General features: G+C 60.0%; 29 protein-coding genes. 22 read left to right on the top strand and 7 right to left on the bottom strand.

Annotation, left to right across the window (positions count from 1 at the left end; all coding sequences use genetic code 11):
- The first annotated feature begins 80 nt into the window (after window positions 1–80).
- Window positions 81–986, top strand: coding sequence for a Dyp-type peroxidase (locus BN1136_RS17955; protein WP_043757609.1), 906 nt, complete (start codon window positions 81–83; stop codon window positions 984–986).
- 82 nt (window positions 987–1,068) lie between these two features.
- Here BN1136_RS17955 and argR read toward each other — a convergent pair whose 3' ends face one another.
- Window positions 1,069–1,539: a transcriptional regulator ArgR gene (gene argR / locus BN1136_RS17950; RefSeq protein ID WP_005308670.1), complete on the bottom strand. Its 471-nt coding sequence runs from the start codon at window positions 1,537–1,539 to the stop codon at window positions 1,069–1,071.
- A gap of 200 nt (window positions 1,540–1,739) precedes the next feature.
- On the opposite strand from argR, the gene BN1136_RS17945 reads away from it, so the two are divergent.
- The 6 genes from BN1136_RS17945 (at window position 1,740) to BN1136_RS20550 (ending at window position 6,718) form a co-directional block, all read left to right on the top strand.
- Window positions 1,740–2,480 (top strand): ATP-binding cassette domain-containing protein, encoded by a 741-nt coding sequence (locus BN1136_RS17945; protein ID WP_043757618.1) that lies wholly within the window; start codon window positions 1,740–1,742, stop codon window positions 2,478–2,480.
- 24 nt (window positions 2,481–2,504) lie between these two features.
- Complete coding sequence (locus BN1136_RS17940; protein ID WP_043809018.1) at window positions 2,505–3,242, top strand: transporter substrate-binding domain-containing protein; 738 nt, start codon at window positions 2,505–2,507, stop codon at window positions 3,240–3,242.
- Window positions 3,243–3,245: 3 nt separating this feature from the next.
- Window positions 3,246–3,896, top strand: coding sequence for an arginine ABC transporter permease ArtQ (gene artQ / locus BN1136_RS17935; RefSeq protein WP_043757629.1), 651 nt, complete (start codon window positions 3,246–3,248; stop codon window positions 3,894–3,896).
- A gap of 2 nt (window positions 3,897–3,898) precedes the next feature.
- Window positions 3,899–4,561 (top strand): arginine ABC transporter permease ArtM, encoded by a 663-nt coding sequence (gene artM, locus BN1136_RS17930; RefSeq protein WP_043757631.1) that lies wholly within the window; start codon window positions 3,899–3,901, stop codon window positions 4,559–4,561.
- Between the two features lie 242 nt (window positions 4,562–4,803).
- Entirely contained in the window at window positions 4,804–5,739 is a 936-nt protein-coding gene (gene mdh / locus BN1136_RS17925) for a malate dehydrogenase (RefSeq protein WP_043757632.1), read from the top strand.
- A 391-nt stretch (window positions 5,740–6,130) separates the two neighbouring features.
- Window positions 6,131–6,718, top strand: a complete 588-nt coding sequence (locus BN1136_RS20550; RefSeq protein WP_043757634.1) for a tetratricopeptide repeat protein — start codon at window positions 6,131–6,133, stop codon at window positions 6,716–6,718.
- A gap of 83 nt (window positions 6,719–6,801) precedes the next feature.
- Here BN1136_RS20550 and hmpA read toward each other — a convergent pair whose 3' ends face one another.
- The gene (gene hmpA, locus BN1136_RS17915; RefSeq protein ID WP_043757636.1) at window positions 6,802–7,995 is read right to left on the bottom strand and encodes an NO-inducible flavohemoprotein; all 1,194 of its coding nucleotides are present in this window, start codon (window positions 7,993–7,995) and stop codon (window positions 6,802–6,804) included.
- 111 nt (window positions 7,996–8,106) lie between these two features.
- On the opposite strand from hmpA, the gene BN1136_RS17910 reads away from it, so the two are divergent.
- On the top strand, window positions 8,107–8,574 hold the full coding sequence (locus BN1136_RS17910) for an Rrf2 family transcriptional regulator (protein WP_043757639.1): 468 nt from the start codon (window positions 8,107–8,109) through the stop codon (window positions 8,572–8,574).
- A gap of 32 nt (window positions 8,575–8,606) precedes the next feature.
- Here BN1136_RS17910 and BN1136_RS17905 read toward each other — a convergent pair whose 3' ends face one another.
- Window positions 8,607–9,887 carry an HlyC/CorC family transporter gene (locus BN1136_RS17905; RefSeq protein ID WP_043757640.1) on the bottom strand — a complete coding sequence of 427 codons (1,281 nt, stop codon included), beginning with the start codon at window positions 9,885–9,887 and terminating at the stop codon, window positions 8,607–8,609.
- Window positions 9,888–9,927: 40 nt separating this feature from the next.
- A complete protein-coding gene (locus BN1136_RS17900; RefSeq protein ID WP_043757788.1) occupies window positions 9,928–10,719 on the bottom strand; it encodes a cytochrome C assembly family protein in 792 nt (263 codons plus the stop codon).
- Between the two features lie 370 nt (window positions 10,720–11,089).
- On the opposite strand from BN1136_RS17900, the gene ffh reads away from it, so the two are divergent.
- From ffh to rplS, 5 genes are all read left to right on the top strand, one after another.
- Window positions 11,090–12,466, top strand: coding sequence for a signal recognition particle protein (gene ffh, locus BN1136_RS17895; protein WP_043757643.1), 1,377 nt, complete (start codon window positions 11,090–11,092; stop codon window positions 12,464–12,466).
- Window positions 12,467–12,645: 179 nt separating this feature from the next.
- Window positions 12,646–12,894 carry a 30S ribosomal protein S16 gene (gene rpsP / locus BN1136_RS20060; protein ID WP_010673084.1) on the top strand — a complete coding sequence of 83 codons (249 nt, stop codon included), beginning with the start codon at window positions 12,646–12,648 and terminating at the stop codon, window positions 12,892–12,894.
- Between the two features lie 24 nt (window positions 12,895–12,918).
- The gene (rimM, locus tag BN1136_RS17890) at window positions 12,919–13,440 is read left to right on the top strand and encodes a ribosome maturation factor RimM (RefSeq protein ID WP_043757647.1); all 522 of its coding nucleotides are present in this window, start codon (window positions 12,919–12,921) and stop codon (window positions 13,438–13,440) included.
- A gap of 34 nt (window positions 13,441–13,474) precedes the next feature.
- Window positions 13,475–14,221, top strand: a complete 747-nt coding sequence (trmD, locus tag BN1136_RS17885) for a tRNA (guanosine(37)-N1)-methyltransferase TrmD (RefSeq protein WP_043757649.1) — start codon at window positions 13,475–13,477, stop codon at window positions 14,219–14,221.
- Between the two features lie 35 nt (window positions 14,222–14,256).
- Entirely contained in the window at window positions 14,257–14,604 is a 348-nt protein-coding gene (gene rplS, locus BN1136_RS17880; protein ID WP_005313505.1) for a 50S ribosomal protein L19, read from the top strand.
- Window positions 14,605–14,709: 105 nt separating this feature from the next.
- Here the strand turns inward: rplS and BN1136_RS17875 are convergent, their stop codons facing one another.
- Entirely contained in the window at window positions 14,710–15,039 is a 330-nt protein-coding gene (locus BN1136_RS17875; protein WP_043757654.1) for an isoamylase early set domain-containing protein, read from the bottom strand.
- Window positions 15,040–15,122: 83 nt separating this feature from the next.
- Entirely contained in the window at window positions 15,123–15,797 is a 675-nt protein-coding gene (gene mutH, locus BN1136_RS17870; RefSeq protein ID WP_043757658.1) for a DNA mismatch repair endonuclease MutH, read from the bottom strand.
- Window positions 15,798–16,529: 732 nt separating this feature from the next.
- On the opposite strand from mutH, the gene rppH reads away from it, so the two are divergent.
- The 8 genes from rppH to BN1136_RS17825 all read left to right on the top strand — a co-directional run bounded on the left by rppH (window position 16,530) and on the right by BN1136_RS17825 (window position 24,186).
- Window positions 16,530–17,057 carry an RNA pyrophosphohydrolase gene (rppH, locus tag BN1136_RS17860; protein WP_082035008.1) on the top strand — a complete coding sequence of 176 codons (528 nt, stop codon included), beginning with the start codon at window positions 16,530–16,532 and terminating at the stop codon, window positions 17,055–17,057.
- Window positions 17,058–17,070: 13 nt separating this feature from the next.
- On the top strand, window positions 17,071–19,350 hold the full coding sequence (ptsP, locus tag BN1136_RS17855; protein WP_043757662.1) for a phosphoenolpyruvate--protein phosphotransferase: 2,280 nt from the start codon (window positions 17,071–17,073) through the stop codon (window positions 19,348–19,350).
- Between the two features lie 66 nt (window positions 19,351–19,416).
- Window positions 19,417–20,241, top strand: a complete 825-nt coding sequence (gene lgt, locus BN1136_RS17850; RefSeq protein WP_043757665.1) for a prolipoprotein diacylglyceryl transferase — start codon at window positions 19,417–19,419, stop codon at window positions 20,239–20,241.
- The gene (gene thyA, locus BN1136_RS17845; protein ID WP_043757667.1) at window positions 20,241–21,035 is read left to right on the top strand and encodes a thymidylate synthase; all 795 of its coding nucleotides are present in this window, start codon (window positions 20,241–20,243) and stop codon (window positions 21,033–21,035) included. The genes lgt and thyA overlap by 1 nt, the downstream gene beginning before the upstream one ends.
- Before the next feature lie 288 nt (window positions 21,036–21,323).
- The gene (nhaA, locus tag BN1136_RS17840; RefSeq protein ID WP_043757670.1) at window positions 21,324–22,514 is read left to right on the top strand and encodes a Na+/H+ antiporter NhaA; all 1,191 of its coding nucleotides are present in this window, start codon (window positions 21,324–21,326) and stop codon (window positions 22,512–22,514) included.
- The gene (locus BN1136_RS17835) at window positions 22,511–22,915 is read left to right on the top strand and encodes a hypothetical protein (RefSeq protein WP_043757673.1); all 405 of its coding nucleotides are present in this window, start codon (window positions 22,511–22,513) and stop codon (window positions 22,913–22,915) included. The genes nhaA and BN1136_RS17835 overlap by 4 nt, the downstream gene beginning before the upstream one ends.
- The gene (gene nhaR / locus BN1136_RS17830; protein WP_043757675.1) at window positions 22,902–23,834 is read left to right on the top strand and encodes a transcriptional activator NhaR; all 933 of its coding nucleotides are present in this window, start codon (window positions 22,902–22,904) and stop codon (window positions 23,832–23,834) included. Before BN1136_RS17835 ends, nhaR begins: the two co-directional genes overlap by 14 nt.
- Window positions 23,835–23,883: 49 nt before the next feature.
- Complete coding sequence (locus tag BN1136_RS17825) at window positions 23,884–24,186, top strand: ArsR/SmtB family transcription factor (protein ID WP_043757678.1); 303 nt, start codon at window positions 23,884–23,886, stop codon at window positions 24,184–24,186.
- Window positions 24,187–24,235: 49 nt separating this feature from the next.
- Here the strand turns inward: BN1136_RS17825 and rpsT are convergent, their stop codons facing one another.
- Window positions 24,236–24,499, bottom strand: coding sequence for a 30S ribosomal protein S20 (rpsT, locus tag BN1136_RS17820; RefSeq protein ID WP_005308808.1), 264 nt, complete (start codon window positions 24,497–24,499; stop codon window positions 24,236–24,238).
- Window positions 24,500–24,690: 191 nt separating this feature from the next.
- Between rpsT and murJ the strand changes: the two genes are divergently transcribed.
- Complete coding sequence (gene murJ, locus BN1136_RS17815; RefSeq protein ID WP_043757680.1) at window positions 24,691–26,256, top strand: murein biosynthesis integral membrane protein MurJ; 1,566 nt, start codon at window positions 24,691–24,693, stop codon at window positions 26,254–26,256.
- The last annotated feature ends 182 nt before the right edge of the window (window positions 26,257–26,438 follow it).

Raw genomic sequence — 26,438 nt, 5'->3', positions numbered from 1 at the left:
ATCGTCGCGAAATCAATGAACTGAAATGGCACTGGTTTATAATCGCGCCACGCCCATAGCCAACGCCTTTGGAGAGAGACATGAAAGCCCAAGCCGGGATCTGCGCAGAGCCGAATCTGCACGCCCTCTATCTGATGTTCAACCGCACCGGTGATGCCGCCGAACTGACGGCCCGTCTGGCCAGGCTGCCGACCTTGTGGGAGTCGGTGAGCGCCGATTTCCCCGATGCCGGCTTCAGCGGTCTGATCGCCGTGGGCGCCGATGCCTGGGATGACCTCTACCCCGCCGCCCGTCCGCCCCAGTTCCGCGGCTTCATGGCACAGTCCGCCAATGGCCAGACTGCGCCGAATACTCCCTTCGATCTGTTCGTGCAACTGCGTGCCGATCGGGTGGACGTGCTGCATCATGCCGGTCAGCGCGTCATGGCCCTGCTGGCCGGCCTGGTGGAATTGGCCGAAGAGGTGCGTGGTTTCCGCAATCTGGATTGTCGCGATCTGACCGGTTTCGTCGACGGCACCGAGAACCCGCAGGAGGATCACAGGGCCGAGGTGGCGCTGCTCGAAGGGGGCGAATTCGCCGGTGGCTCCTACATCCATGTTCAGCGCTGGGTCCACGCCATGAGCGACTGGGAGAAGCTGGCCCTGAAGGAGCAGGAAGACATCATAGGTCGCACCAAGGCCGACAACATCGAGTACGAGTCTGCCGACAAACCGCTCACCTCCCACATCAAGCGGGTCAACCTCAAGACCCCCAAGGGGGAGTCCATGGAGATCCTGCGCCAGAGCATGCCCTGGGGCACCATGAGCGAGCAGGGGCTCTACTTCATCTCCTGCTGCCGCACGCCGCTGCACTTCAACGCCATGCTGGCCAGCATGTACAAGGGGGAGGGCAGCCACTTCGATCACCTGCTGCGCTTCACCAGGGCGGTGACCGGGGCGGCCTTCTTCGCGCCGTCCGTCGACTTCCTGGTGGCCCAGGGCAAATAAGCCCGGTCTGCAGATAACAAAAATCCCGGCCTTGGCCGGGATTTTGCGTTCTGGCGCGACCGCCGCTGGGCGGTGGATCCCCTTACGGGGTCTGTTCGAACAGCTCGAGGGCGGAGAGGTAGAGCTCCTCGATGTCGGTGTCGCTGGTCGGGGTAATGAAGATGGTGTCGTCACCGGCGATGGTGCCGAGGATCCCTTCGGCCTTGCCGAGGGAGTCGAGCAGGCGGGCGATGAGCTGGGCCGCACCCGGACTGGTGTGGATCACCACCAGGGCACCATTGTGGTCGACGTCCAGTACCAGATTCTTGAGGGGGCTGGAGGTAGTGGGGACGCCCAGTTCCACCGGCAGGCAGTACACCATCTCCATCTTGGCATTGCGGGTGCGAACGGCGCCGAAGCGGCTCAGCATGCGCGAGACCTTGGACTGGTTGATGTTCTCGAAGCCCATCTCTTGCAGGGCAGTCACTATCTCTGCCTGGGAGCCGAATCGCTCCTCTTTCAGCAAGGCTTTAAAGGCCTTGGCCAGTTTTTCTTGCTTGTCGTTATGTTTCATCTTGGACTCACGAGTGAGGGTGGTGACCGCCTGTCACGCTCAGGCGGCAGATACGAACAGCGCTGCTATTTTGCATTCATATGCCTGTTTTGGCAAGGAAGCGGCGCTTGTTCTGCATATTGATTCAAATATAGCTTGCATCAACGTATGCTGACGCTAGAATCAGGACGAAATTTTGAAAACTTATTCAGTTGGGCTGTATGGGTATCGAATTAATCGGCGTCGAAAAATCCTGGCACAAGGTGCCGGTGCTGCAACAGGTGAGTTTTCGGACTGCCCCCGGCGAGACCTTGGTATTGCTGGGACCGAGCGGGGCGGGCAAGAGCTCGCTGCTGCGCATGATGAACTTGCTGGACACCCCGGATGCCGGTGTGCTGCGCATCGCAGGCAGTGAATTTTCTTTCCCGTCGACCCTTCCCGCCGCCGAGTTCAACCGTCAGGCTCAGGCGCTGCGTCGCAAGGTGGGCATGGTGTTCCAGCAGTACAATCTGTGGCCTCACCTCACCGTGATGGAGAACCTGCTTGAAGCCCCGGTCAAGGTGCTGGGGATGAGCCGTGAGGCCGCCATCGAGAAGGGCGCCTACCTGCTGGCCCAGCTGCAACTGGCCGACAAGCGCGATGCCTGGCCGGCTCGCCTCTCCGGCGGCCAGCAGCAGCGGGTGGCCATCGCCCGTACCCTGATGATGGATCCCCAGGTGCTGCTGTTTGACGAGCCGACCGCGGCCCTCGACCCTGAAATTACCAAAGAGGTGGCGGAGATCATCCGCACCCTGAGCCAGACCGGCATCACCCAGGTAGTGGTGACCCACGAGGTGGAGTTCGCCCGCAAGGTGGCCAGTCAGGTGATCTATCTGGAGAAGGGGCGGATCATCGAATCCGGCACCGCCGCCATCTTCCAGGCCCCGCAAACCAGCCGGTTTGCCGAATTCTTGATGCATTGATATTGAATCGATAAGGAAGCTGTCATGAAAAAGAGTCTGTTGCTGGTCGCCGCCATGGGCCTGCTGAGCACCCAGGTGCTGGCGAAAGAGATCAAGTTCGCCACCGAGGCTACCTACGCGCCGTTCGAATACCTGGACGACAAGAACGAGTTTCAGGGGTTCGACATCGATCTGGCCCGCGCCATCTGCGCCCAGGCCAAGCTGGAATGCAGCTTCCACAACCAGGCCTTCGACAGCCTGATCCCGAGCCTCAAGTTCCGTCGCTATGACGCCGCCATCGCCGCCATGGACGTGACCCCGGAGCGGGCTGCCCAGGTCGACTTCTCCGACATCTATTACGAGAACTCCGCCGTGTTCGTCGCCAAGAAGGGCGCCTTCAAGGGGCCGGAAGAGATGGTGGACAAGACAGTCGGCGTGCAGAACGGCACCTCCCACCAGTCCTATCTGGTGGACAACTGGGTAGGCAAGGGTCTGCTGACCGTGCCGTACGCCAGCTACCAGAGCGCCTTCCTCGACATGATGAACGGCCGTACCGACGGTGTGTTTGCCGATACCGCAGTCGCCGCCGACTGGCTCAAGCAGCACAAGGAGTACAGCGTGATCGGCTCCCCCGTGACCGACGCCAAGTACTTCGGCACCGGCTTCGGCATCGCGGTGGCCAAGGGCAACCAGGAGTTGCTGACCCAGCTGAACAAGGGGCTGGCCGAGATCAAGGCCAACGGCACCTATCAGAAGATCTATGACAAGTACTTCGCGCAGTAAGCCATGTTGAGCCTGTTGTTGGATGCAGCCTGGATGACCCTAGGGCTGGCCCTGGCATCCCTGGTCGGGGGCATGGTACTGGCGCTGGCGTTCAGCGCCGCCGAGCTTAGCAAGCGGCCTGCCCTGGTGTGGCCGGTGGCCACCTTGACCACCCTGATCCGCGGCCTGCCCGAACTCCTGGTGGTGCTCTTCATCTACTTCGGCTCGACCCAGGTGCTCTTCCTCATCACAGGTGAATACGTGGAGTTCAGCCCGTTCGCCTGCGGCGTGCTGGCCCTCTCCCTGCTGTTCGCGAGCTATGCCACCCAGACCCTGCGGGCCGCCCTCAATGCGGTGCCCGCCGGGCAGCGGCTGGCCGCGCTGGCGCTGGGACTGGGCAAGGGGCACACCTTCTTTCGCATCGTGCTGCCCCAGGCCTGGCGTCACGCCCTGCCGGGGCTGGGCAACCAGTGGCTGGTGCTGCTCAAGGACACCGCCCTGGTCTCCCTCATCGGGGTGAACGAGATGATGCGCCAGGCCCAGATGGCCTCTGCCAGTACCTATCAACCCTTTACCTGGTACGCCGCCGCCGCCCTCATCTATCTGGCCATCAGCCTGGTGAGTGAGTTCGGTCTCAAGCTGGCGGCCCGTTATACCCGCCGTTACGGAGGCTGATGATGCAGGATTACCTGATGACCCTGCTGGGAGGATTGGCCATCACCTTGCAGCTCACGGCGTTCAGCCTGCTGCTCGGGGTGCTGCTGGCGGCCGGCATGACCTGGGTGCTGGAGCGCCGCCTGCCGGTGGCGACCCAGCTGGTGCAGCTCTGGGTGTTGGTCTTCACCGGTACGCCGCTGCTCATCCAGATCTTCCTTATCTACTATGGGCCTGGACAGTTCGAGTGGCTTAAACAGAGCGCGCTCTGGCCGCTGCTCAAGCAGCCCTGGTTCTGCGCCGTGCTGGCGCTTGGCTTCAACACCGCCGCCTACTCCACCCGCTTGTTCAAGGGGGCGCTCGACGCCATCCCCGCCGGTGAGGTAGAGGCCTGCCGCGCACTCGGCTTCTCCGCCGGACAGACCCTGTGGATGAAGGTGCGCCACGCCGCCCGGCGACTGGTGCCCGCCTACTCCAACGAGGTGATCCTGGTGCTCAAGGGCAGTTCGCTCGCCAGTACCATCACCATCATGGACATCATGGGGCTGGCTCAGCGTCTCAACGCCCAGACCTATGACACCCTGGCGGTGTTTACCGTGGCCGGCGCCCTCTACCTGACCATGAATGGATTGTTAACAATAGGTTTCCGCTGGTGTGAGCGCAGGGCACTGGCATTCCAGTCCTGAAGCAGTCGTATTTACCTCTTAATGGTGAGGGTGGCACAGGAAATCTGTGTCTTTCCTCCCATTTATCGCATATTCCTCTCCGCTTTCGTCGCCGCTTGTTCCCTGGCTCACAGAACCTGTGATTACAACTGTTATCAGATTGTTTTTTAGGAGGGGATCCTTTAAGGTGAGGCGCACAATAAAAGACAGCCATACCCCAACTAGAAACAACCTTAAACCTACGCTTAGACATGGAGTTGATCATGAAAGTTGCCGTTCTGGGTGCCGCCGGTGGCATCGGCCAAGCCCTCGCTCTGCTGTTGAAAAATCGCCTTCCTGCCGGTTCCGAACTGAGCCTGTATGACATCGCACCGGTCACCCCGGGCGTGGCGGCAGATCTGAGCCATATCCCGACTGACGTGAAAGTAACAGGTTTCTGCGGTGAAGATCCGAGCCCGGCTCTGGTCGGCGCCGATGTCGTGCTGATCTCCGCCGGCGTGGCGCGCAAGCCCGGCATGGATCGTTCCGATCTCTTCAATATCAACGCCGGTATCGTCAAGAATCTGGTGGAAAAGTGTGCCGCCTCCTGCCCGAAAGCGCTGATCGGCATCATCACCAACCCGGTCAATACCACCGTCGCCATCGCCGCCGAAGTGCTGAAGAAGGCCGGTGTCTATGACAAGCGTCGCCTGTTCGGCGTCACCACCCTGGACGTGATCCGTGGCGAGACCTTCGTGGCTGCCGCCAAGGGTCTGAACGTCGACAAGGTGCGCGTCAACGTTATCGGTGGCCACAGTGGCGTGACCATTCTGCCGCTGCTCTCCCAGGTCGAAGGTGCCAGCTTCACCGCTGAAGAAGTCGCTGCCATGACCAAGCGCATCCAGAACGCCGGTACCGAGGTGGTGGAAGCCAAGGCCGGTGGCGGCTCTGCCACCCTCTCCATGGGTCAGGCGGCCTGCCGCTTCGGTCTGTCGCTCATCAAGGGCCTGCAGGGCGAAGCCAACGTCATCGAGTGCGCTTATGTGGAAGGCAACGGCGAGCACGCCACCTTCTTCGCGCAGCCGGTGCTGCTCGGCAAGAACGGCGTCGAGACCGTGCTGGACTACGGCAAGCTGAGCGCCTTCGAGCAGGAAGCGATGGACAGCATGCTGGCCACTCTGAAGGCCGACATCCAGCTGGGCGTCGACTTCGTCAAATAAGACGCAGCGCCGTTCATAAGGGGAGCCTCGGCTCCCCTTTGTCGTTTTTGGCGGCGTGTGGCGGGCTAAGGAGATGGACCCGGCTGCCGATAACAGAGGGCAGCAGGAGATCCCTATGATGAAACCCAGTACCCTCATCGCCATCGTCGGTTTGTGCAGCCTCCCCGTGCAGGGGGCCGAGCCGGTGTCGGCTGCCGCGCCCACTCAGGGGGGAACGGCTGCGTCTGTTCAGGCCCCCTCGGCTGCCACGGCACTCGCCCCCGCCTCGACAACGCCCTCGCCGGCACAATTGCCCTCGGCTGCGACCCCGGCTCCAGTGCCGGAGTCGACGGCACCGGCGCCTACTCCGGCAGCCGCAGTCCCGGAAGCGACTGCGCCAGCTGCGGCACCCTTGCCCAAGGCGGCGCCCGTGTCACCCGCCACCGGTGATCTGCAGGCGGTGCCGCTCTATCGGCAGGACGAGCTGCTCAACTGGATAGAGCAGGGGCGCCATCTGGCCAGAGTGAAGCAGGACAGATGCCAGCTGACCCAGGACATCGAGGCGAGGGCTTCGGTGATGAAGATCCCCGCCTATCAGTTCCTGTGGGGGGACATGCTCGCCTGGGGGGTCTGCATCAAGCCAGACGCCCAGATAGGCGTGCAGTACATGTGGGATGCCGCCAACCAGGGGCTGGCACCCGCGCTGGAACAGCTCGGCCGCTATTACTGGAAGGGCATTCTGGTCCAGAAGGATCTGGTGCGGGCCGAGACCCTGATGCGGGAAGCCGCCAGCCTCGGTTTCTTGCGAGCACAGATGGAGTGGGTCGAGATGCTGCTGCAGGGCATGGGGAGCCCGCTGGATTACGAGGAGGCCTATCACTGGCTGCACGGTGCCGTCATCGGCGACAAGGCGGCTCACCAGAAGGCGGCGAGCCTGCTCAGTCGGCTCGGCAATCGCATGCCCGCCAATGCCATCGCCCGCGCCAAGGCGATGCGCTGATCCCAGGCGGCCAGACATCATGAAGAAGGCCCGGACACCTAGGTGTCCGGGCCTTGTCATCTGTGCATGGCGGTGAGTCGGGATCAGATCTCCTGATGGGGACCGAAGACCTCGTAGTGCATCCGCCCGGCAGGTACGCCCAGATTGCCCAGCTGCTCCTTCACCGACTTCATGAACGGGACGGGGCCGCAGAAATAGTAGTGGGCGTTGGCCGGGATGAGGTCGGTGACCTGCTCCAGCTGCATGGTGCCGCTGAAGTCGTAGTCCACCCCCTGCACGTCCCGCTCGCCGGGGATCCGGTACCAGGTGCGACTCTGCAGGTGCGCGTGCTGCCGGCTCTTTTCCCGGATATCTTCTCCAAACCCATGCAGGGCACCCTGTTCGCAGGCGTGCAGCCAGCGGATCTCGGCCTGATGCTGACCGGCCAGCAGGTGGTTGAGCATGCTCAGCATGGGGGTGAGCCCCACCCCGGCAGAGAGCAGCACCACCGGGGTGGTGGCTTCCTCTTGCAGGAAGAAGTCACCCGCCGGCGGCATCAGTGCCACCTCGTCACCGACGTGAAGCTTGTCGTGCAAGAGGTTGGAGGCCTGTCCCTGTGGCTCGCGCTTGACGCTGATGCGGTAGTCGCGGCCGTTGGGTGCATCGGAGAGGGAGTATTGGCGGATCTCCTGATGCTCGAGATCGGGATGGACCAGCTTGATGCTGATGTACTGCCCCGGTTTGAAGTGCAGCACGGGCTTGCCATCGACGGGCGCCAGCACGAAGGAGGTGATGAGCTCGCTCTCCTGGCGTTTCTCTTTGATGAGGAAGGGGCGGGTCCCCTGCCAGCCACCTTCCTGGCTTGCCTTCTCCCGGTAGAGTTCACCCTCCCGGCCGATAAAGATGTCGGCCAGCACCCCATACGCCTTGCCCCAGGCCGCCAGTACCTCGTCGGTGACCGCGCTACCGCCCATTTCTTTGAGCGTGGCCAAGAGATGGCTACCCACAATGTGATATTGTTCCGGCTGGATCAGGAAGCCCGTGTGCTTGTGAGCGATGCGCTCCACGGCACCGGCCAGGGCCCCCAGGTTGTCGATATTCCTGGCATAGGCTGCCACTGCACTGAACAGCGCCAGCGGCTGTCCGCCACTGCGCTGATGCGCCAGGTTGAACACATCCTTCAGCTCCGGATTATGGCTGAACATGCGCTGGTAGAAGTGCTGGGTGAGGGCAGGACCCGCCGATTCGAGCAAAGGAATGGTGCTCTTGATGACGGCGATGGTGGCTTGGTCTAACATAGGAGGTCCCTTTTAATTAAGCATCTGGAATGTCACTTACTAAGTTGCATCCTAAATGTTTAATTGACCTGGATCAATCATCAATTCTTTGCGCTATGCGCCGCAGGCACTATGAGACTGACTAGCTATACCGATTTTGGATTGAGAGCCCTGCTCTATCTGGCCACCCTGCCGGAGGGTGAACTGTCTAGCGTGGCCAAGGTGTCCGCCTTGTACGACGTGTCCCGCAACCACATGGTGAAGGTGGTGAACCAGCTGGTGAAGCTGGGTTACCTGCAGTCCCAGCGTGGCAAGAACGGCGGCATCCGCATGGCCTGCGCGCCGGAAGAGGTGAACATAGGCCAGGTGATCCGGGCGCTGGAAGGCAATCTGGACGGCATCGATTGCGGTTCACCGGTCTGCCACATCGTCTCCGTCTGCCTGCTCAAGAGCGCCCTGAAGGAGGCGATGAACGCTTTCCTCGCCGTGATGGATGGCTACACACTGAAAGATCTGCTGGCCAACCGTGACGAGCTGCAGCAGGTGTTTGGCGAGTTGATCCCGACCCTGGTGCTGGAGCCGGATGACGAGAACGAGTGAGACGAAAAAGGCTGCCATCGGCAGCCTTTTTTTCAATCTTCGTAATCCGAGTCGTCACGGTACAGGTGCGGCATGATCCTCGCCATCTTCACCATGTTGTTCTCCACTTCGACGATTTCGATGGGATAGCCCGCCAGCCTGACGCTGATGTTAGGCTGGGGGATCTCTTCCAGGTACTCCAGGATCACACCATTGAGGGTGCGCGGGCCGTCGGTGGGGAGGTGCCAGTTCATCTCCTTGTTCAGCTCGCGGATGTTGGCCGAGCCCTCGACCAGGAAGGTGCCGTCCGGCTGGGGATGGATCTCGTCGCTGGGAGCCGGCGCCATGGAGGTCGTGAAGTCGCCCACAATCTCTTCCAGGATGTCGTCCAGGGTGATCAGCCCCTGGATGTCACCATATTCGTCGACAATCAGCCCTATCCGCTCCTTGTTGCGCTGGAACTTGGCCAGCTGCACGTTGAGAGGGGTGCCCTGCGGAATGAAGTAGATGGGATCGACCTCCCGCAGCAGGCTGGACTTGCTGAACTGATCCCGCGCGACCAGCCTCAGGGCGTCGCGCGCGTGCAGGAAGCCGACCACGTCGTCGATGTTGTCGCGATAGAGCAGGGTCTTGGTGTGGGCGCAGTGGGCCAGCTGGCGCAGTATGACCTTCCAGTCATCGTTGATGTCGATGGCGGAGATCTCGCTGCGGGGCACCATGATGTTTTCCACCGTCATCTTGTCCAGGTCCAGGATGCTGATCAGCATCTCCTGGTGGTGCTGGGGGATGAGGCTGCCCGCCTCGTTGACGATGGTGCGCAGTTCCTCCGTATTGAGGGAGTCGTCCGTGTTCGGGTTGATCCTCAGCATCTTGAGCAGGCCGCTGGTGATGCCATTGATCAGCCAGACGAAGGGTGAGAGGGGAACCATCAGCCCCTTGAGCACCCAGGAGGCGGGATAGGCAATCTTCTCCGGGAACATGGCGGCCAGGGTCTTGGGGGTCACTTCCCCGAAGACCAGCACCACCAGGGTCAGGCCGAAGGTGGCGATGGCGACGCCGAGATCCCCGAACAGGCGAATGCAGACGATGGTGGCAATGGCGGAGGCCAGGATGTTGACCAGGTTGTTGCCGATGAGGATGAGGCCGAGCAGCCTGTCCGGCCTGGCGAGCAGCTTTTCGACCCGGCGGGCGGCCTTGTGCTTGGTCTGGGCAAGGTGCCGCAACTTGTAACGGTTGAGGGACATCAGACCGGTTTCGGAACTGGAGAAGAAGGCTGACAAAAGGATCAAGATAACGAGAACAATCAGCAATGTACTCGTTGAGATACTGTCCAAGCAGGGCTCCTGTATGGGTGGTTGAGGGGGAAGCGGGTGGTCAGCTGAGCAGGACTTCCTTGACGAAGCGGCTGCCAAAATAGGCCAGGGTCAGAATAACGCTGCCGACGAGGCTCAGCATGATGACTTTGCGGCCCCGCCAGCCGCGGGTGTGGTGGCCCCACAGCAGCAGGGCGTAGACGCACCAGGCCAGGATGGAGAGGATGGCCTTGTGGGACTTGCCCTGGGCGAACATGTCTTCCAGGAAGAACAGGCCGGAGGCGATGGAAAGTGTCAGCAGCAGCAACCCCGCCGAGATGAGCTGGAACAGGCGTCTCTCTACCGTCATCAGGGGCGGCATGGCCGGCAGGTGGCTGATCTTCCTGGATTTGAGTTGCCGGTCGAGACAGGCAAGCTGGAGTGCAAACAGGCAGGCGATCATCAGTACCGAGTAGGCCATCAGCGCGAGACCGATGTGCAGCAACAGCTGGGGATGTGCCTCCAGATGGGTGATATAGCGGCCGGGGATCAGGGCGCTGGCAGCCAGCAGCAACGCAGAGAAACTGTAGACCACGGGCAGCAGGATCCAGCCGTTGAAGCGACGGGTGACGCAGGTCATGAAGCAGCTGATGATGAGGCTGACCAGAGAGGCCACGTTCAGCATGCTGAGGTTCTGGCCGGAATGGGTGGCCAGTACTTCGCTGCCGACCGCCACGCCATGGGCGGTCAGGGCCAGGCCGATACAGGCAAACAGCGGAACTTGCCCGACAGGCTTGGCGCTGAGCAGCAGGTGCAGTGAGGCGATGATGGCCAGCAGGTAAAACGCCAGGGCCAGAACAGAGATCACGATCATAACCAGGTCGTTGTCAAACAAGCTTTAGGGAATAAGAGGGGCAGTATACCTTGCACAAGATATGCTCGCCAGTTGTGCCAGGGGCTAACTGCCCACATATAAGTAGTCGCTGATTGCCCCTTGCGGTGAATAATCGTCCTCGGGCACTGACTGGGGTATAATGCCCCCCATTTGTTAACCTGCTCGCCGATGGGGGCCGCCACAAGAGCGGCACGCAATCATCCCTGCAGTGTTAGTGAGGGTATAATGCCCTCATTGGTTAATTTGCCCGCCCGATGGCGGGTTGCCGCCACAAGCGGCGAGTCATCGTCCCCACAGTGCGGATCGGGGTATAATGCCCCCATCGTCACGCCAAGAACCGGAAAGCGTCATGTTTGAGAATTTGACTGAACGACTCTCGCGCACCCTGCGCAACGTCAGCGGCCGTGGTCGCCTGACGGAAGAGAACATCAAGGATACCCTGCGCGAAGTCCGCATGGCGCTGCTCGAGGCGGACGTCGCCCTGCCGGTGGTGCGTGACTTTGTCGCTCGCGTCAAGGAGCGGGCGGTAGGCCAGGAAGTGGCCAAGTCCCTGAGCCCGGGCCAGGCCTTCATCAAGATAGTGCACGGCGAGCTGGTCACCGTGATGGGGGAAGCCAACGAGCAGCTCAACCTGGCAGCCCAGCCGCCGGCCATCATCCTGATGGCGGGTCTGCAGGGCGCCGGTAAGACCACGACCGTCGGCAAACTGGCCAAGCTGCTCAAGGAGCGCAACAAGAAGAAGGTACTGGTGGTCAGTGCCGACGTCTATCGCCCCGCAGCGATCAAGCAGCTGGAGACCCTGGCCGGCGACATCGGCGTCGACTTCTTCCCGAGCGATGCCACCCAGAAGCCGGTCGCCATCGCCACCGCAGCCATCGACCACGCACGCAAGAAATTCTATGACGTGGTGATCGTCGATACCGCAGGTCGTCTGCACGTCGACGGCGAGATGATGGAGGAGATCAAGCACCTTCACGCCACCATCAAGCCGGTGGAGACCCTGTTCGTGGTCGACGCCATGACGGGTCAGGATGCAGCCAACACCGCCAAGGCGTTCAACGAGGCGCTGCCGCTCACCGGCGTGATCCTCACCAAGGCGGACGGCGACGCCCGCGGTGGTGCTGCCCTGTCGGTGCGTCACATCACCGGCAAGCCGGTCAAGTTCATCGGTATGGGTGAGAAGACCGACGCGCTCGAGCCTTTCCACCCGGACCGCCTCGCCTCCCGCATCCTCGGCATGGGGGACGTGCTGTCTCTCATCGAGGAGGTGGAGCGCAACGTCGACAAGGAAAAAGCGGCCAAGCTGGCCAGCAAGGTCAAGAGCGGAAAGGGCTTCGATCTGGAAGACTTCCGCGAGCAACTGGCCCAGATGCGCAACATGGGCGGCATGATGGGCATGCTCGACAAGCTGCCCGGCATGTCCGGTCTACCGGACAACGTCAAGGATCAGATGGATGACAAGCTCACCGTACGGATGGAGGCCATCATCAGCTCCATGACCCCGAAGGAACGTGCCCACCCCGATCTCATCAAGGGCTCCCGCAAGCGCCGCATCGCTGCGGGCTCCGGCATGCAGGTGCAGGACGTGAACAAGCTGCTCAAGCAGTTCACCGAGATGCAGCGCATGATGAAGAAGATGTCCGGCAAGGGTGGGATGCGCAAGATGATGAGCCAGATGAAGAATATGCTCCCCCCCGGCTTCGGCGGCGGCCGCGGCCCGTTCTGATCATCCCTGCCGTATTGAGAGAGGGTCTGCCATCGGCAGGCCCTTTTCATTAGGGCTCTGCGCAAAAAATGGCTGGCTTGGTTGCAATTATTACGAATCCAAGTAGAATTATGCGGCTTATTTTAAGCTAGGGTCCGCGTGTTTGCGGGCCTTGTTCATTAGATGTTAATGAGGACGATATGGTAACCATTCGTTTACAACGTGGTGGCGCGAAAAAGCGTCCGTTTTACCAGGTAGTAGTTGCTGACAGCCGTAACGCCCGTGATGGTCGTTTCATCGAGCGCGTTGGTTTCTTCAACCCGGTTGCTGCTGGTAACGCTGAAAAGCTGAACCTGGACCTGGCTCGTATCGAGCATTGGGTTGCTACTGGTGCCGCTGTTTCTGACCGCGTTGCCAAGCTGATCAAAGACGCTGCCAAAGCTGCTTAATCAGCCAAACGGTAGGGAGTTAAGGTGGAAAAACCTGTAGTTCTGGGCACCCTGGGGACCGTTTACGGGATCAAGGGCTGGCTTAAAGTGAACTCCTTCACCGATGTTGCCGAAGCGATTTTCGATTACAACCCCTGGCTGATCAATCAGAACGGGGCGTGGCGTGAGATTCGGGTTTCGTCCTGGAAGCGTCACAACAAGGGTCTGATCTGCAAACTCGATGGTATCGACGTGCGCGAGGAAGCCCTGGCATTGACCAACGTCGAGATTGGCGTCCCCGCCGATCTGTTGCCTGCGTTGCCCGAAGGGGAGTTCTACTGGCGTGACCTGATTGGTTGCACAGTGGTAACCACCAAGGGATACGACCTGGGCAAGGTGACCGAATTGATGGAAACCGGCTCCAACGATGTGTTGGTGGTTGAGGCCAATGTAAAAGATGCCTTTGGTGCAAAGGAGCGGTTGATTCCGTTCCTGGAAGAGCAGGTGATCAAGAACATTGATCTGACTGCTCGAACAATCGAAGTTGATTGGGATCCTGGTTTCTAGTTTCCCGCGCTGATACGGGTGCCGGAGGTTTCTTATGTGGATTGGGGTCATTAGCCTCTTCCCTGAAATGTTCCGAGCCATTACCGAGCACGGGGTAACGGGTCGGGCCGTCAAGAGTGGCCTGCTGCAGATTGAGTGCTGGAACCCCCGGGACTTTACCCACGACAAACACCGTACGGTCGATGATCGTCCTTATGGTGGTGGGCCCGGCATGCTGATGATGGTTCAGCCGCTGCGTGATGCCATTCATGCAGCCAAGCAAGCGGCGGGAGACGGGGCGAAAGTCATCTATCTCTCTCCTCAGGGACGCAAGCTGACTCAAGCGGGCGTAACCGAGTTGGCGACGAATCAGAAACTGATTCTGGTAGCCGGTCGATACGAAGGTATCGATGAACGCGTGATACAAACCGAAGTCGACGAAGAGTGGTCTATCGGAGATTACGTGTTAAGTGGTGGCGAACTGCCTGCCATGACCCTGATCGATGCGGTTTCGCGTCTGGTCCCGGGGGTTTTGGGCGATCAGGCCAGTGCCGAGCAGGACTCCTTCACGGATGGCCTGCTGGATCATCCCCACTATACTCGGCCGGAGGTGTTGGATGGGTTGACGGTGCCCGAGGCGCTGACAAGCGGCAATCACGAAGTGATTCGGCGCTGGCGACTCAAGCAATCGCTCGGACGAACCTGGCAAAGAAGGCCGGAACTTATTAACAACCTAGCTCTGACTGACGAGCAAGAATCACTTCTTGCCGAGTATGTCCGCGAACTGCGTGACAACGTTTAGTAGAGTTTTCAGTTTATCCTAGGTAAGGAAAGACAATGAGCAAGATTATTCAGCAGCTTGAACAAGAGCAACTGCGTACCGACATCCCGGCTTTTGCCCAGGGCGACACCGTACGTGTTCAAGTTCGTGTTAAAGAAGGTGGTAAAGAGCGTCTGCAGGCTTTCGAAGGCATCGTGATTGCCAAGCGTAACCGCGGTCTGCACTCTGCTTTCACCGTTCGCAAGATCTCCAACGGCGAAGGTGTTGAGCGTGTATTCCAGACTCACTCTCCGCTGATCCACAGTGTAGAACTGAAGCGTCGTGGTGATGTTCGCCGCGCCAAACTGTACTACCTGCGCAACCTGTCCGGTAAAGCTGCTCGTATCAAAGAGAAGCTCAACTAATTCGATTCGAATTGGTGTCGATATGTCGGCGAAAAGCTCGACAGGTAGTGAAAAGGCTCGCCAATGGCGAGCCTTTTTTGTTTCCAGAGTCTGCAAGCGTCGAGCTCAGCCGGTCTGGCTGACCCGCACCACAGAGTTGTCCCGTCCGAAGGGGCCGGGCACATAGTCATCCGCTTCCCAATCGTTGTCGTAGAGGGTCTCCCCGTTCGGTTGCACCAGCTGATAGCAGTATTCGAAATGGCTGGGACCATCGGTGGGCAGGTTGAGTGTCGCCTTGAACTCCCCGCTCTTCATTCTTTTCAGTTCTATGGGCTGCCACTGGCTGAATTCACCCAGCAGCAGTACCTGTTCGGCCTCGCCTGCGGCCTCCTTTTCCACGGCGAAGGTCACCTTGACCTCGGGACGCGATTTCAGAAATTGCTTGTTGATCGGCATGTTGACTCCTTGTCACTGGCTGCGAAGAAAGTAGGGTTGGTTATTTTTATACCACTTTATGACAAGGATGTTGATAAGCAAGATCAACCGGGGAGGGCAAAATGGCGCTGCAGCAGCTGGTAGGTGAAGTCGATCTTCAGATAGAAGCCACGGGGCAGCGTCTGGATCGGCTGGCCATTGCGGCCGATGGCCCGGGTCAGGGCCTTGCTGTTGGCCGCCTTGGGGCGAAGCTGCATGACCTGGCCGTGGCGGGCACTGATCTGCTCCACTTCCCCCAGCACTATCATGTCCATCAGCTCTTCCCAGTCCTGGCGCAGCAGCTGTTCTTCCTCCTCGCTCGGACTCCACAGCAGGGGCATGCCGACGCGGCGCTCGCCGACCGGGATCTCGCGGCTCCCTTCCACCGGGATCCAGAGGACCCGTGACAGCTTGTTGCGCACGTTCGACTCCTCCCAGCGCTGGCCGCTGATCCCGATGAGGGGGGCCACGCAGACAAAGGTGGTCTCGAGCGGTCGCCCTTGAGGATCGACAGGGATCGTCTTGAGCTCGATGCCGAGTTCCGGGAAGTCCTGCTCGGGCCGGCTGCCTGCGCTGGCTCCTAGCTGCCACTCGATCAGCTGCCCCGTCCAGCCCTTGTCACGCCTGAGATCCTGCGGAACCGGGATCCCTGCCGTCGCGGCGAGCTGGGCCAGGGTGAGGCCCGCCATGGCGTAGGCGCGGGCCAGCAGCTCCTGTTCTGACTGGGGATTGGCGGGCATGAGGGCTCCTGTGAGTGAGAACGGTCCTGGCAAGGTGGATCCTTGCCAAGGATCGTCGATTTTGTAACCGATCCCTGTCCAGCTATGCACAGAGGGGGGGAGATCGTTGATTTATGTATATCGCGATGATTTTAAAGGAATTTGTCTTTTTTATCCAGCCTGGTAAAGGGGGAGATCTCCGCTCGAATGAGTTGTCCAAGGGTTTGGGTCGGCTGTTTCACATACTTATCCACAGAAATCTTGGATAACTGGGGGAAAGTGGTGATACGGAGCTCTTCATCAGAAATAAATGTGAGAGCACGCCAATTTTTCTCGCCATTTCGGTGCAGATAGTGCGCCATATCTGTGGATAAATCAGCCTTGATGGATCTTTGAGCAGTCGAACTTGTTCACAATTGACATGGAGGATCCTTGGGGGCGAAACGCATGGATCCAGATCCAGTAATCAAAGTCTAAGTTTATGTATTTAAATGCATATTCTGTTATCTGATGAATCGGTTATGATATGACTCCGTGAGAGGCCACAGTATCAAACTACTGTATATACCTGCTTGATCACAGGTTTATGCACAGTCTGGGTGGGCAACTTGCCCGGCTTGTGCCTCTGGTTTGTTTATAACTTTGCTTGAAATAGCAAGTTATTCATGAATGGAAGATGACAGTCCCTGTTTGCCGCCACGGAGTGAATGTGGAACAATCCCTTTATAGATTCAGCCTTTATAAGGTGATCACGTGATAGATGGTGACGGATTTCGTCCCAATGTCGGCATCGTGATCTGTAACCGTGACGGACAAGTATTGTGGGCTAAGCGCTATGGGCAGCACTCCTGGCAGTTTCCGCAGGGGGGGGTTGATGATGGTGAATCGCCGGAACAGGCCATGTATCGTGAGCTGTATGAGGAGATAGGCCTCAAGCCGGACGATGTGACCATACTGGCGACCAGTCGCAACTGGCTGAAGTATCGTTTACCCAAGCGTCTTGTCCGTTGGGACAGTTCACCGGTCTGTATTGGCCAGAAGCAGAAATGGTTTTTGTTGCAGCTCGATCCCGGCAAAGAGTCCAGGATCCAGTTTGGCTGTCATGGTCACCCGGAATTTGATGATTGGCGTTGGGTCAGCTTCTGGTACCCGGTTCGCCAGGTCGTCTCCTTCAAGCGGGAAGTTTACCGCCGGGTGATGAAGGAGTTTGCCCCGCTGGCGATGCCAGTCCCCGTGGTGCAGGCTAATCGAAAGGATGGGCGGCGCAACCGCTCGCGCTAAGGAGCATGACTAGTTGCTGACGGAACTCAGACGCATCGTGGAGAGCATGGCCGAGGCCAATACCCTCGAACAGGCCCTGCAAGCATTGGTAAGCCAGACCAGGCTCGCCATGACGGTGGACTGCTGCTCCGTCTATGTCGCCGAGCCCGAGATGCGTCGCTACCGGCTGGCGGCCACCGATGGTCTTGCCGAGTCGGCCGTGGGCAAGGCCACCCTGCCATTCGAGCAGGGCATCGTCGGTCTGGTGGGTCAGCGTGAAGAGCTGATCAACCTGGCCGATGCGCCCGCACATCCCAGTTTCAAGTTCCTGCCCGATGTGGCCGAGGAGGCGTTCCGCTCCTTCCTCGGTGCGCCCATCATGCACCAGCGCCAGGTGGTGGGCATTCTGGTGGTACAGCAGAAGGAGAGCCGCTTCTTCGATGAGGGGGAAGAGTCCTTCATGGTCACGCTGGCGGCGCAGCTCGCTGCCCGTATCGCCCATGCCCAGGCCAAGGGGTGGTTGCAGAAGACGGACTGGAGCAAGCCGCTGCGCGGCATCGCCGGGGCGAGCGGCATCGCCATTGCCAAGGCCTGGGTGTGGCGTCCGCGCAAGGCGCTCAACACCATCACCCCGCGCAAGGACGAGGATCATGCCAAGCAGCTGGCCCGTCTCGAGCTGGCGGTGGAGGAGGTGCGCCACGATCTTGAGAGCCTGGCCCTGCGCTTTCGCGAGAGTTACAGCCAGGACTCGGTCGCCATCTTCGACATCTATCTGCACCTGCTGAATGATCCCGGCTATATCAAGCCCATCCGCAACAAGGTCAGCAAGGAGCACTGGACCGCGATCTCCGCGGTCAAGCTCGTCAGCGATCGCCTGATCGAGCAGTTCAAGGGGATGAAGGATCCCTACCTGAGGGAGCGTTCCACCGATGTGAAAGACATCGCCCAGCGGCTCATCAGCCGCCTGGTGCAGGACGAGCCCGAGCAGCTCACCATAGGCGAGCCCGTGGTGCTGGTCGCCGACGAGGTGACCGCCACCATACTCGCCGAGATCCCGCGGGAATTTTTGAGCGGCGTGGTGTCGCTCAAGGGGGGCACCAACTCCCATGCCGCCATCCTTGCCCGTGCCATGGGGGTGGCTGCCATCATGGGGGTGGATCTGCCCCTCGGCGATATCGGCGGACGCACCCTGGTCATCGATGGCTACAGCGGCGATCTCTTCATCGAACCCAACCAGGTGATCCTGACCGAGTACCGGCAGCTGCTGAGCGAGGAGCGGGCCCTGGATACCCTGGTGCGCAGCGTCGACAGCCTGCCCTCCGAAACTGCCGACGGTACCCCTGTCTCTCTGCTGCTCAACGCCGGGCTCAGCGCCGATACCGAGATCTCCCTCAATCATCTGGCGGACGGGGTCGGGCTCTATCGTACCGAGATCCCCTTCATGCTGCAGGACAGCTTTCCCTCGGAATGGGAGCAGACCGCCCGTTATCGCGGGATCCTGGAGACCTATCGGGATCGCCCGGTCTGCATGCGAACCCTGGACGTGGGGGGGGACAAGCAGCTGCCCTATTTCCCCATCGTGGAGGAAAATCCCTTCCTTGGCTGGCGGGGGATCCGGCTCACCCTGGATCACCCCGAACTGTTCCTGGTGCAGCTCAAGGCCATGTTGCGGGCCAGCGAAGGGCTGGACAACCTGGCCATCATGCTGCCGATGATCAGCAGCGTCAGTGAGATCAAGGCCTCCCGTCGCCTGCTGGATCAGGCCTGGCGCGAGGTGTCGGAGGAGGCAGCCAGCCGCGATGCCGTGATCCGCTACCCCAGCCTCGGGGTGATGATAGAAGTGCCCTCCGCGCTCTATATCCTGCCGGAGATGGCGCCCCTCATCGACTTCTGGTCGGTGGGCAGCAACGACCTGACCCAGTATCTGCTGGCGGTGGATCGCAACAATGCCCGGGTCGCCAGCATCTATGACGCCTTCCATCCCGCCGTTATCCGTGCCTTGCAACTCCTGGTCGACACCTCCCGGCGCTATCACAAGCCAGTGTCCGTGTGCGGCGAGCTGGCCGGCGATCCGGTGGGCGTACTGCTGCTGCTGGCCATGGGCTATCGCCGCTTCAGCATGAACACCCACAACATTTCTCGCATCAAGTACGTGCTGCGACAGTCCCATCTCGATGAACTGAAGGCGCTGCTGGCTGATGGCCTCAAGCACGACAATCCCCACGTGCTGCGCGGCCTGTTCGCCCGTTATCTGGAAGAGCACGGACTGGGGGGCTTGCTGCGGGCGGGCCACAAGGTGAAGTTGCCAGATTGATATTCCGTCTTGTTACTGCGTAAGAATGATCGGAGAATGCGGCTTTTCTTATGATTGGGGCCGCTTATGCAGCACGACGGATATTGGGTTTTCTCGCAGATTGATCCCGTAGCATTCAGTTTGGGACCACTATCGGTACGCTGGTATGGTCTCATGTACCTGTTTGGCTTCGCCTTCGCCATGTGGCTGGCGGGGCGCCGCGCCGATGCGCCGAACAGTGGCTGGACCCGCAACGAGGTGTCGGATCTGCTGTTCTATGGCTTCCTCGGGGTGATCCTGGGTGGCCGCATCGGCTACGTGCTGTTCTATAACTTCGATCTCTTCCTCGCCGACCCGACCTACCTGTTCAAGATCTGGACCGGGGGCATGTCGTTCCACGGTGGCCTGATCGGGGTCATCACCGCCATGATCTGGTTCGCCCACAAGACCCAGCGCCACTTCTTCACTGTGGCTGACTTTGTGGCACCACTCATTCCGTTTGGCCTTGGCGTCGGCCGTATCGGCAACTTCATGAACGGCGAGCTGTGGGGCCGGGTCACCGATGTGCCCTGGGCCATCATCTTCCCGGAGGCGGGCCCAGAGCCGCGTCACCCTTCCCAGCTCTACCAGTTCGCCCTGGAAGGGGTGGTGCTCTTCATCATCCTGAACCTGTTCTGGCGCAAGCACCCGCCCCGCGGCGCCATCTCCGGCATGTTCCTGCTGTTCTACGGCCTGTTCCGCTTCCTGGTGGAGTTCGTCCGTCAACCTGACAGCCAGCTGGGCCTCTACTTCAACGAGATCAGCATGGGCCAGATCCTCTCTACCCCGATGATAGTAGCCGGGGCACTCATGATCTGGGCCGCCTACAAGCAGCCGCGTCTGTTCGGCAATGCCACCAAGGAGGCCAAGTAATGCGCGCCTATCTCGACCTGATGCAGAAGATCCTGGACGAGGGGACAGTCAAATCCGATCGCACCGGGACCGGGACCGTTTCCCTCTTTGGTCATCAGATGCGCTTCAATCTGGCAGAAGGATTTCCGCTGGTGACCACCAAGAAGTGTCACCTGCGCTCCATCATTCACGAGCTGCTCTGGTTCCTCGACGGCGATACCAACATCGCCTACCTCAAAGAGAACGGCGTCAGCATCTGGGACGAGTGGGCCGACGAGAACGGCGATCTGGGCCCGGTCTACGGCGCCCAGTGGCGCTCCTGGCCGACCGCCGACGGGGCTGTCATCGACCAGATCCAGAAGGCGGTGGACGACATCAAGCACAATCCGGATTCTCGCCGCATCATCGTCTCCGCCTGGAACGTGGGTGAGCTGGACAAGATGGCGCTTGCCCCCTGTCACGCCTTCTTCCAGTTCTATGTGGCGGACGGCAAGCTCTCCTGCCAGCTCTACCAGCGCAGTTGCGACGTATTCCTCGGCCTGCCGTTCAACATCGCGAGCTACGCCCTGCTGACCCACATGATGGCCCAGCAGTGCGATCTCGAAGTGGGTGACTTCGTCTGGACCGGTGGTGACGTACACCTCTACTCCAACCACATGGAGCAGACGGCGCTGCAGCTTTCTCGCGAGCCACGACCGCTGCCGCGACTGGTGATCAAGCGCAAGCCTGACTCCATCTTCGACTACCAGTTCGAAGATTTCGAAATCCAGGGCTATGATCCCCACCCGGGGATCAAGGCGCCCGTCGCCATCTGATCTCGCATACGGTGTGGGGGAGATATCTCCCGTGAGGCTCTGTATGACGACAACTCGACACTCACGTTTTAAAGGCGCCTGCGGGCGCCTTTTTTATGTCTTAAATGAATTTATATTCAAAAAATAGAATGAGAGTGTCTGCTGACAAGGCAGGATATCCAGTGCTTATAGCAGGCATGCAACATTTTGCCTTCGGTTTTTTCGTTGTTATTGGCTGTTAGAAACGATTTTTCATTAATTACCTCGGACTCTAGACTGCAAAAATGCAATTTTATGGGTAGTTAGCTTATGAGTGACGTGTTCAAGAGATTCCTCAAACTGGAGTCGGCTTCCGGAATAATTCTGATCCTGGCCGCCCTCGTGGCCATCGGTCTGGCCAACTCCGCCCTGGCGCAGCACTATCAGAGCTTCCTCAACACCGAGGTGCAGGTTCGCATCGCGGCGCTCGACATCAACAAACCGCTGCTGCTCTGGATCAACGACGGCTTCATGGCGATCTTCTTCCTGCTGGTCGGGCTTGAAGTCAAACGGGAGATGCTGGAAGGGGCGCTCTCATCCCGGGTGCAGGCCACCTTCCCGGCCATTGCCGCCGTGGGGGGCATGCTGGCCCCCGCGCTCATCTACAGCTTCTTCAACTACGGAGACGAGGCGACCAGGGCTGGTTGGGCCATCCCGGCCGCGACCGACATCGCCTTCGCCCTCGGGGTGATGGCGTTGCTGGGCAAGCGGGTACCGACCAGTCTCAAGGTATTCCTGCTGGCGCTGGCCATCATGGATGACCTGGGTGTCATCGTCATCATCGCCCTGTTCTATACCCAGCAGCTGTCGCTGAGCGCACTGGCAATAGGGGTGGCGGCCACGTTGACCCTGCTGTGGATGAACCGTCGCGGTGAGGACAGGATCGGGCTCTACATGCTGGTAGGGCTGGTGCTCTGGGTGGCCGTGCTCAAGTCCGGTGTCCATGCGACCCTGGCTGGCGTCATCGTGGGCTTCATGATCCCGCTCAACGGCAAGCGTTATGCGTCGCCGCTCAAGCATCTGGAGCATGTGCTGCACCCCTGGAGCGCCTTCCTCATCCTGCCGCTGTTCGCCTTTGCCAACGCAGGGGTGTCGCTTGAGGGGATCTCTCTGTCAGCCCTGCTCAGCCCGCTGCCCATGGGCATCATTCTGGGGCTGTTTGTCGGCAAGCCGCTCGGGATCTTCACCATCAGCTGGCTGGCCGTGAAGCTCGGGGTTGCCCAGCTGCCGAAGGGAGTGAACTTCAAACAGATCTTTGCCGTCAGCATCCTGTGTGGCATCGGCTTCACCATGTCGATGTTCATCGCATCGCTGGCGTTCGAGCATGGCGGAGTGGATTACGGCAGCTATTCCCGCCTCGGGATCCTGGCGGGTTCCACCCTGGCGGCCGTGGCTGGTTACATCGCCCTGCGGATATCGCTGCCGAGGGGGGAGGCTAATCAAAGCACGGAGGGGTTATGAAAAGACTCGGATGGTTAGTTCTGCTGGCGAGCCCTGCAATCTGGGCGAATAGCCTGGCCGATTGCCAGCAGGATGCGGCATCGGCCAATTGCTCGGCCTACCTCAACGGGGTGGTCGACAGCGCCCTGATGCTGGGAGATCAGCAGGCCAAGGCCAGGTTCGGCGAGACCTTTGCCGAACGGGCCCTGAGCAGCCGTGCCGGCGAGCGGGTCAAGCAGTCCAACAAGCGCTACTGCAACGAGCGGATGCCGGATGCGGCCCGTCTCAAGGCGCATCTGCAACAGCAGTTCGGCGCGAACAAGGTTGACTCGATCAGCGACATGTATGACATTCTGGCGGTTGAACTCAGCTGCTACCGGAGCCCGCCTGGCGCGGGAACCCCATCGGATGTCACACCTTAACTACAACCATCTCTACTATTTTTGGATGACTCAGAAGAAGGGCTCCGTCACGCAAGCGGCGGAAGCCCTCTTTTTGACCCCGCAGACCGTCACCGGTCAGATCAAGTTGCTCGAGCAGCGCCTCGGCGGCAAGTTGCTGATCAGGAAAGGTCGTTCCCTCGAAGCCACCGAACTTGGCCAGCTGGTGTTTCGCTATGCCGACAAGATGTTCAGCCTCTCCTACGAGATGCTGGATATCGTCAACTATCGCAAGGAGAGCCAGGTCCTGTTCGATGTCGGCATTGCCGATGCCCTCTCCAAGCGTCTGGCCAGCCGGGTGCTGCTCTCCGTCATCCCGAACGATGGCTCCATCCACCTGCGCTGCTTCGAATCGACCCACGAACTCTTGCTGGAGCAGCTCAGCGAACACAAGCTGGACATGATCCTCTCCGACTGTCCGGTGGACTCCAGCCAACATGCCGGTCTGCTCTCCAAGCGGCTGGGGGGCTGTGGCGTCAGCTTCTTCTGCAAGGCTCCCCTGCCATCGTTGCCATTCCCGGCCTGCCTGGAGGAACGCAAGCTGCTCATTCCCGGACGGCGCACCGCCATGGGGCGCCAGTTGACCCAGTGGTTCGAGCAGCAGGGTATCTCCCCCAGCATCCTGGGAGAATTCGACGACGCGGCGCTGATGAAGGCGTTCGGCTTCTTCAACCAGGGCATCTTCATGGCGCCAACCATCTACCGGGAGGAGATCCTGGAGGGGGAAGAGGTGATGCTGTTGGGGGAGACCCAGGATTTGATGGAGGAGTACTATGTCATCTTCGCCGAGCGGATGATCCAGCATCCGGCGGTAAAACGGGTGTGCGAGAGTGACTTCTCCTTCCTGTTTGCCGGACAGGAGGACTTCGCCACCATTCAGCCGGCAAGCCTGTCATTTTAAATCGTCGAGGCCGGGGCTATGATCCCCGCCTCGCAGGAAGAGGTACGAGATGCAGTTGGAAGAGATGGAGGCGAATGCCGGACGTGCGGTGGCCCTGCTCAAGGCGTTGGCCAATGAGCGGCGACTGTTCATTCTGTGTCAGTTGCTGGAGCGGGAGCTGTCGGTCGGCGAGTTGAACGAAGTGCTTGGGTTGAGTCAATCGGCTCTATCACAACACCTGGCGGTATTGCGCCGGGATGAGCTGGTTGCGACAAGAAAAGAGGCCCAGACGGTCTACTATTCCCTGCGCAGCGTTGAGGTACGGGAGATGATAGGGTTGTTGCACAGACTGTACTGCAGCGACCCCAAATAAAAAACCGGCACTGAGGCCGGTTTTTTCAGCTTTCATCAGCGGATGCTGATTAAGCCATGGCTTTGATCTGGGCAGACAGGCGGCTCTTGTGACGAGCAGCTTTGTTCTTGTGGATCAGGCCTTTGGTCGCCATACGATCCATGATCGGCTGAGCAACAGCGAAAGCGGCAGTGGCAGCAGCCTTGTCGCCAGAGGCGATGGCAGCGATCACTTTCTTCAGGTAGGTACGGGTCATGGAACGACGGCTGGCGTTGTGCTGACGACGTTTCTCTGACTGAAGAGCACGCTTCTTAGCAGATTTGATGTTAGCCAAGGTAAAACTCCTAAAACTGTCTTAGCGAGTGTATTGAAAAGGCCCGGAAATATGCCTTCCCAACCACATATTGTCAAATGATTTGTGCAAATAAACACCGCCCCCCGGTGGTGTGTCAGATGGGAGACGGTTAAACTGTCGGCCGATTCTAACAGCATTCTTTTCTTTCCGACAGTTCCAGAGGCCTCGTCTTGAGTAAGAAATTGATCAAATCCGGCATGATAGTGTCCGGAATGACGCTGGCATCCCGTGTGATGGGCTTGGTGCGCGATGTGGTCATCGCCAATCTGCTCGGTGCCGGGGTGGCCGCAGACGTCTTCTTCTTCGCCAATCGCATTCCCAACTTCTTGCGCCGCCTGTTTGCAGAAGGGGCGTTCAACCAGGCGTTCGTGCCCGTGATGACGGAGTACAAGAAAAACGGTGACGAGCAGGCGCTCCGTGAGCTGTTGGCCGCAGTGGCGGGGACACTCGGCGGCATCGTCACCATAGTGACCCTGCTGGGGGTGCTGGGGTCAGGGGTGCTGACCGCCATCTTCGGGTGGGGCTGGTTCTGGGACTGGCTACACGGCGGGCCTGCGGCCGAGAAGTTCGAGCTGGCGAGCCTGATGCTCAAGATCACCTTCCCCTATCTCTGGTTCATCACCTTTACCGCCATGGCGGGGGCTATCCTCAACACCTTCGGCCGTTTCGCGGTCTCGTCGTTCACGCCGGTGTTTCTCAACATCACCATGATAGGGGCCGCCTGGTGGATTGCCCCCTTGCTGGATCGCCCCGAGCTGTCGCTTGCTATCGGTGTCTTCCTCGGGGGACTAGTACAGTTCCTGTTCCAGTATCCCTTCCTGCGCCAGCTCAACATGCTGGTCTGGCCCAAGTGGGGTTGGCATCACCCCGGGGTGGTGAAGATCCGTACCCTGATGATCCCGGCCCTGTTTGGTGTCTCGGTCAGCCAGATCAATCTGCTTATCAACACTATGCTGGCCTCCTTCCTGGCCACCGGTGCCATCAGCTATCTGTATTACTCTGATCGCCTGCTGGAGTTTCCCCTCGGCCTGTTCGCGGTGGCCATCAGCACCGTCATCCTGCCAGCCCTGGCCCGCAAGCATGTGGATGCGGATCCGGCAGATTTCTCCCGTACCATGGACTGGGGTATGCGTATGGTGATGCTGCTCGGCATGCCCGCCATGGTGGGCATCGCCGTGCTGCGTGAGCCCATCCTGCGGGTGCTGTTCATGCGCGGCGAGTTCGGCCTGCACGAGGTGAGCATGTCCAGCGCCAGCTTGCTGGCCTCCACCACAGGGTTGCTCTCCCTGATGCTCATCAAGGTGCTGGCGCCGGGCTACTATGCCCGCCAGGACACCAAGACCCCGGTGCGGATAGGCATCATGGCCATGGTGGCCAACATGGTCTGCAACCTCATCTTCATTTACCCGCTCGGTTACGTGGGGCTGGCGCTCGCTACCGCCTGTTCTGGCACCCTGAACGCCGCCTTGCTGTTCAAGGGGCTCTATCAACAGAATGTCTACCGCCCCTCCCGCAACACCGGGGTGTTCTGCCTCAAACTGCTGGTTGCCACTGTGCTGATGGGGGGGCTGCTCGCCTACCTGTCACCGGATCTCGCCCAGTGGGGCGCCTGGAGCATGGGCAAAGCCAGTCTTGAGCTGACCTTGCTGCTCTGCCTCGGCGGGGCTGTGTACGGGATTGTGCTGGTGGCGCTGGGCATACGGCCACGACACCTGAGAGCCGATCAGCAGCCGTAATAACGGCTTGGAAGCAAGGCGCTGCGGGCAGGTCGGGATAGCAGAGCAGGAGAGGGGGGCCGGGCGACCGGTGGGGGAGAATGGCCCTGACCGAGCCCGGGGAACCGGGCGGGATGGCTGAAATCGGGGTAATGCAGGGCTGACCCTGCCTGCTGCCTGATATATAATCCGCCGATTTCCAT

The sequence above is a fragment of the Aeromonas taiwanensis genome, from assembly GCF_000820165.1.
GTDB lineage: Bacteria > Pseudomonadota > Gammaproteobacteria > Enterobacterales > Aeromonadaceae > Aeromonas > Aeromonas taiwanensis.
The sequence above is the reverse complement of the archived record's forward strand: the minus strand, read 5'-3'. Positions and strand labels throughout refer to the sequence as shown.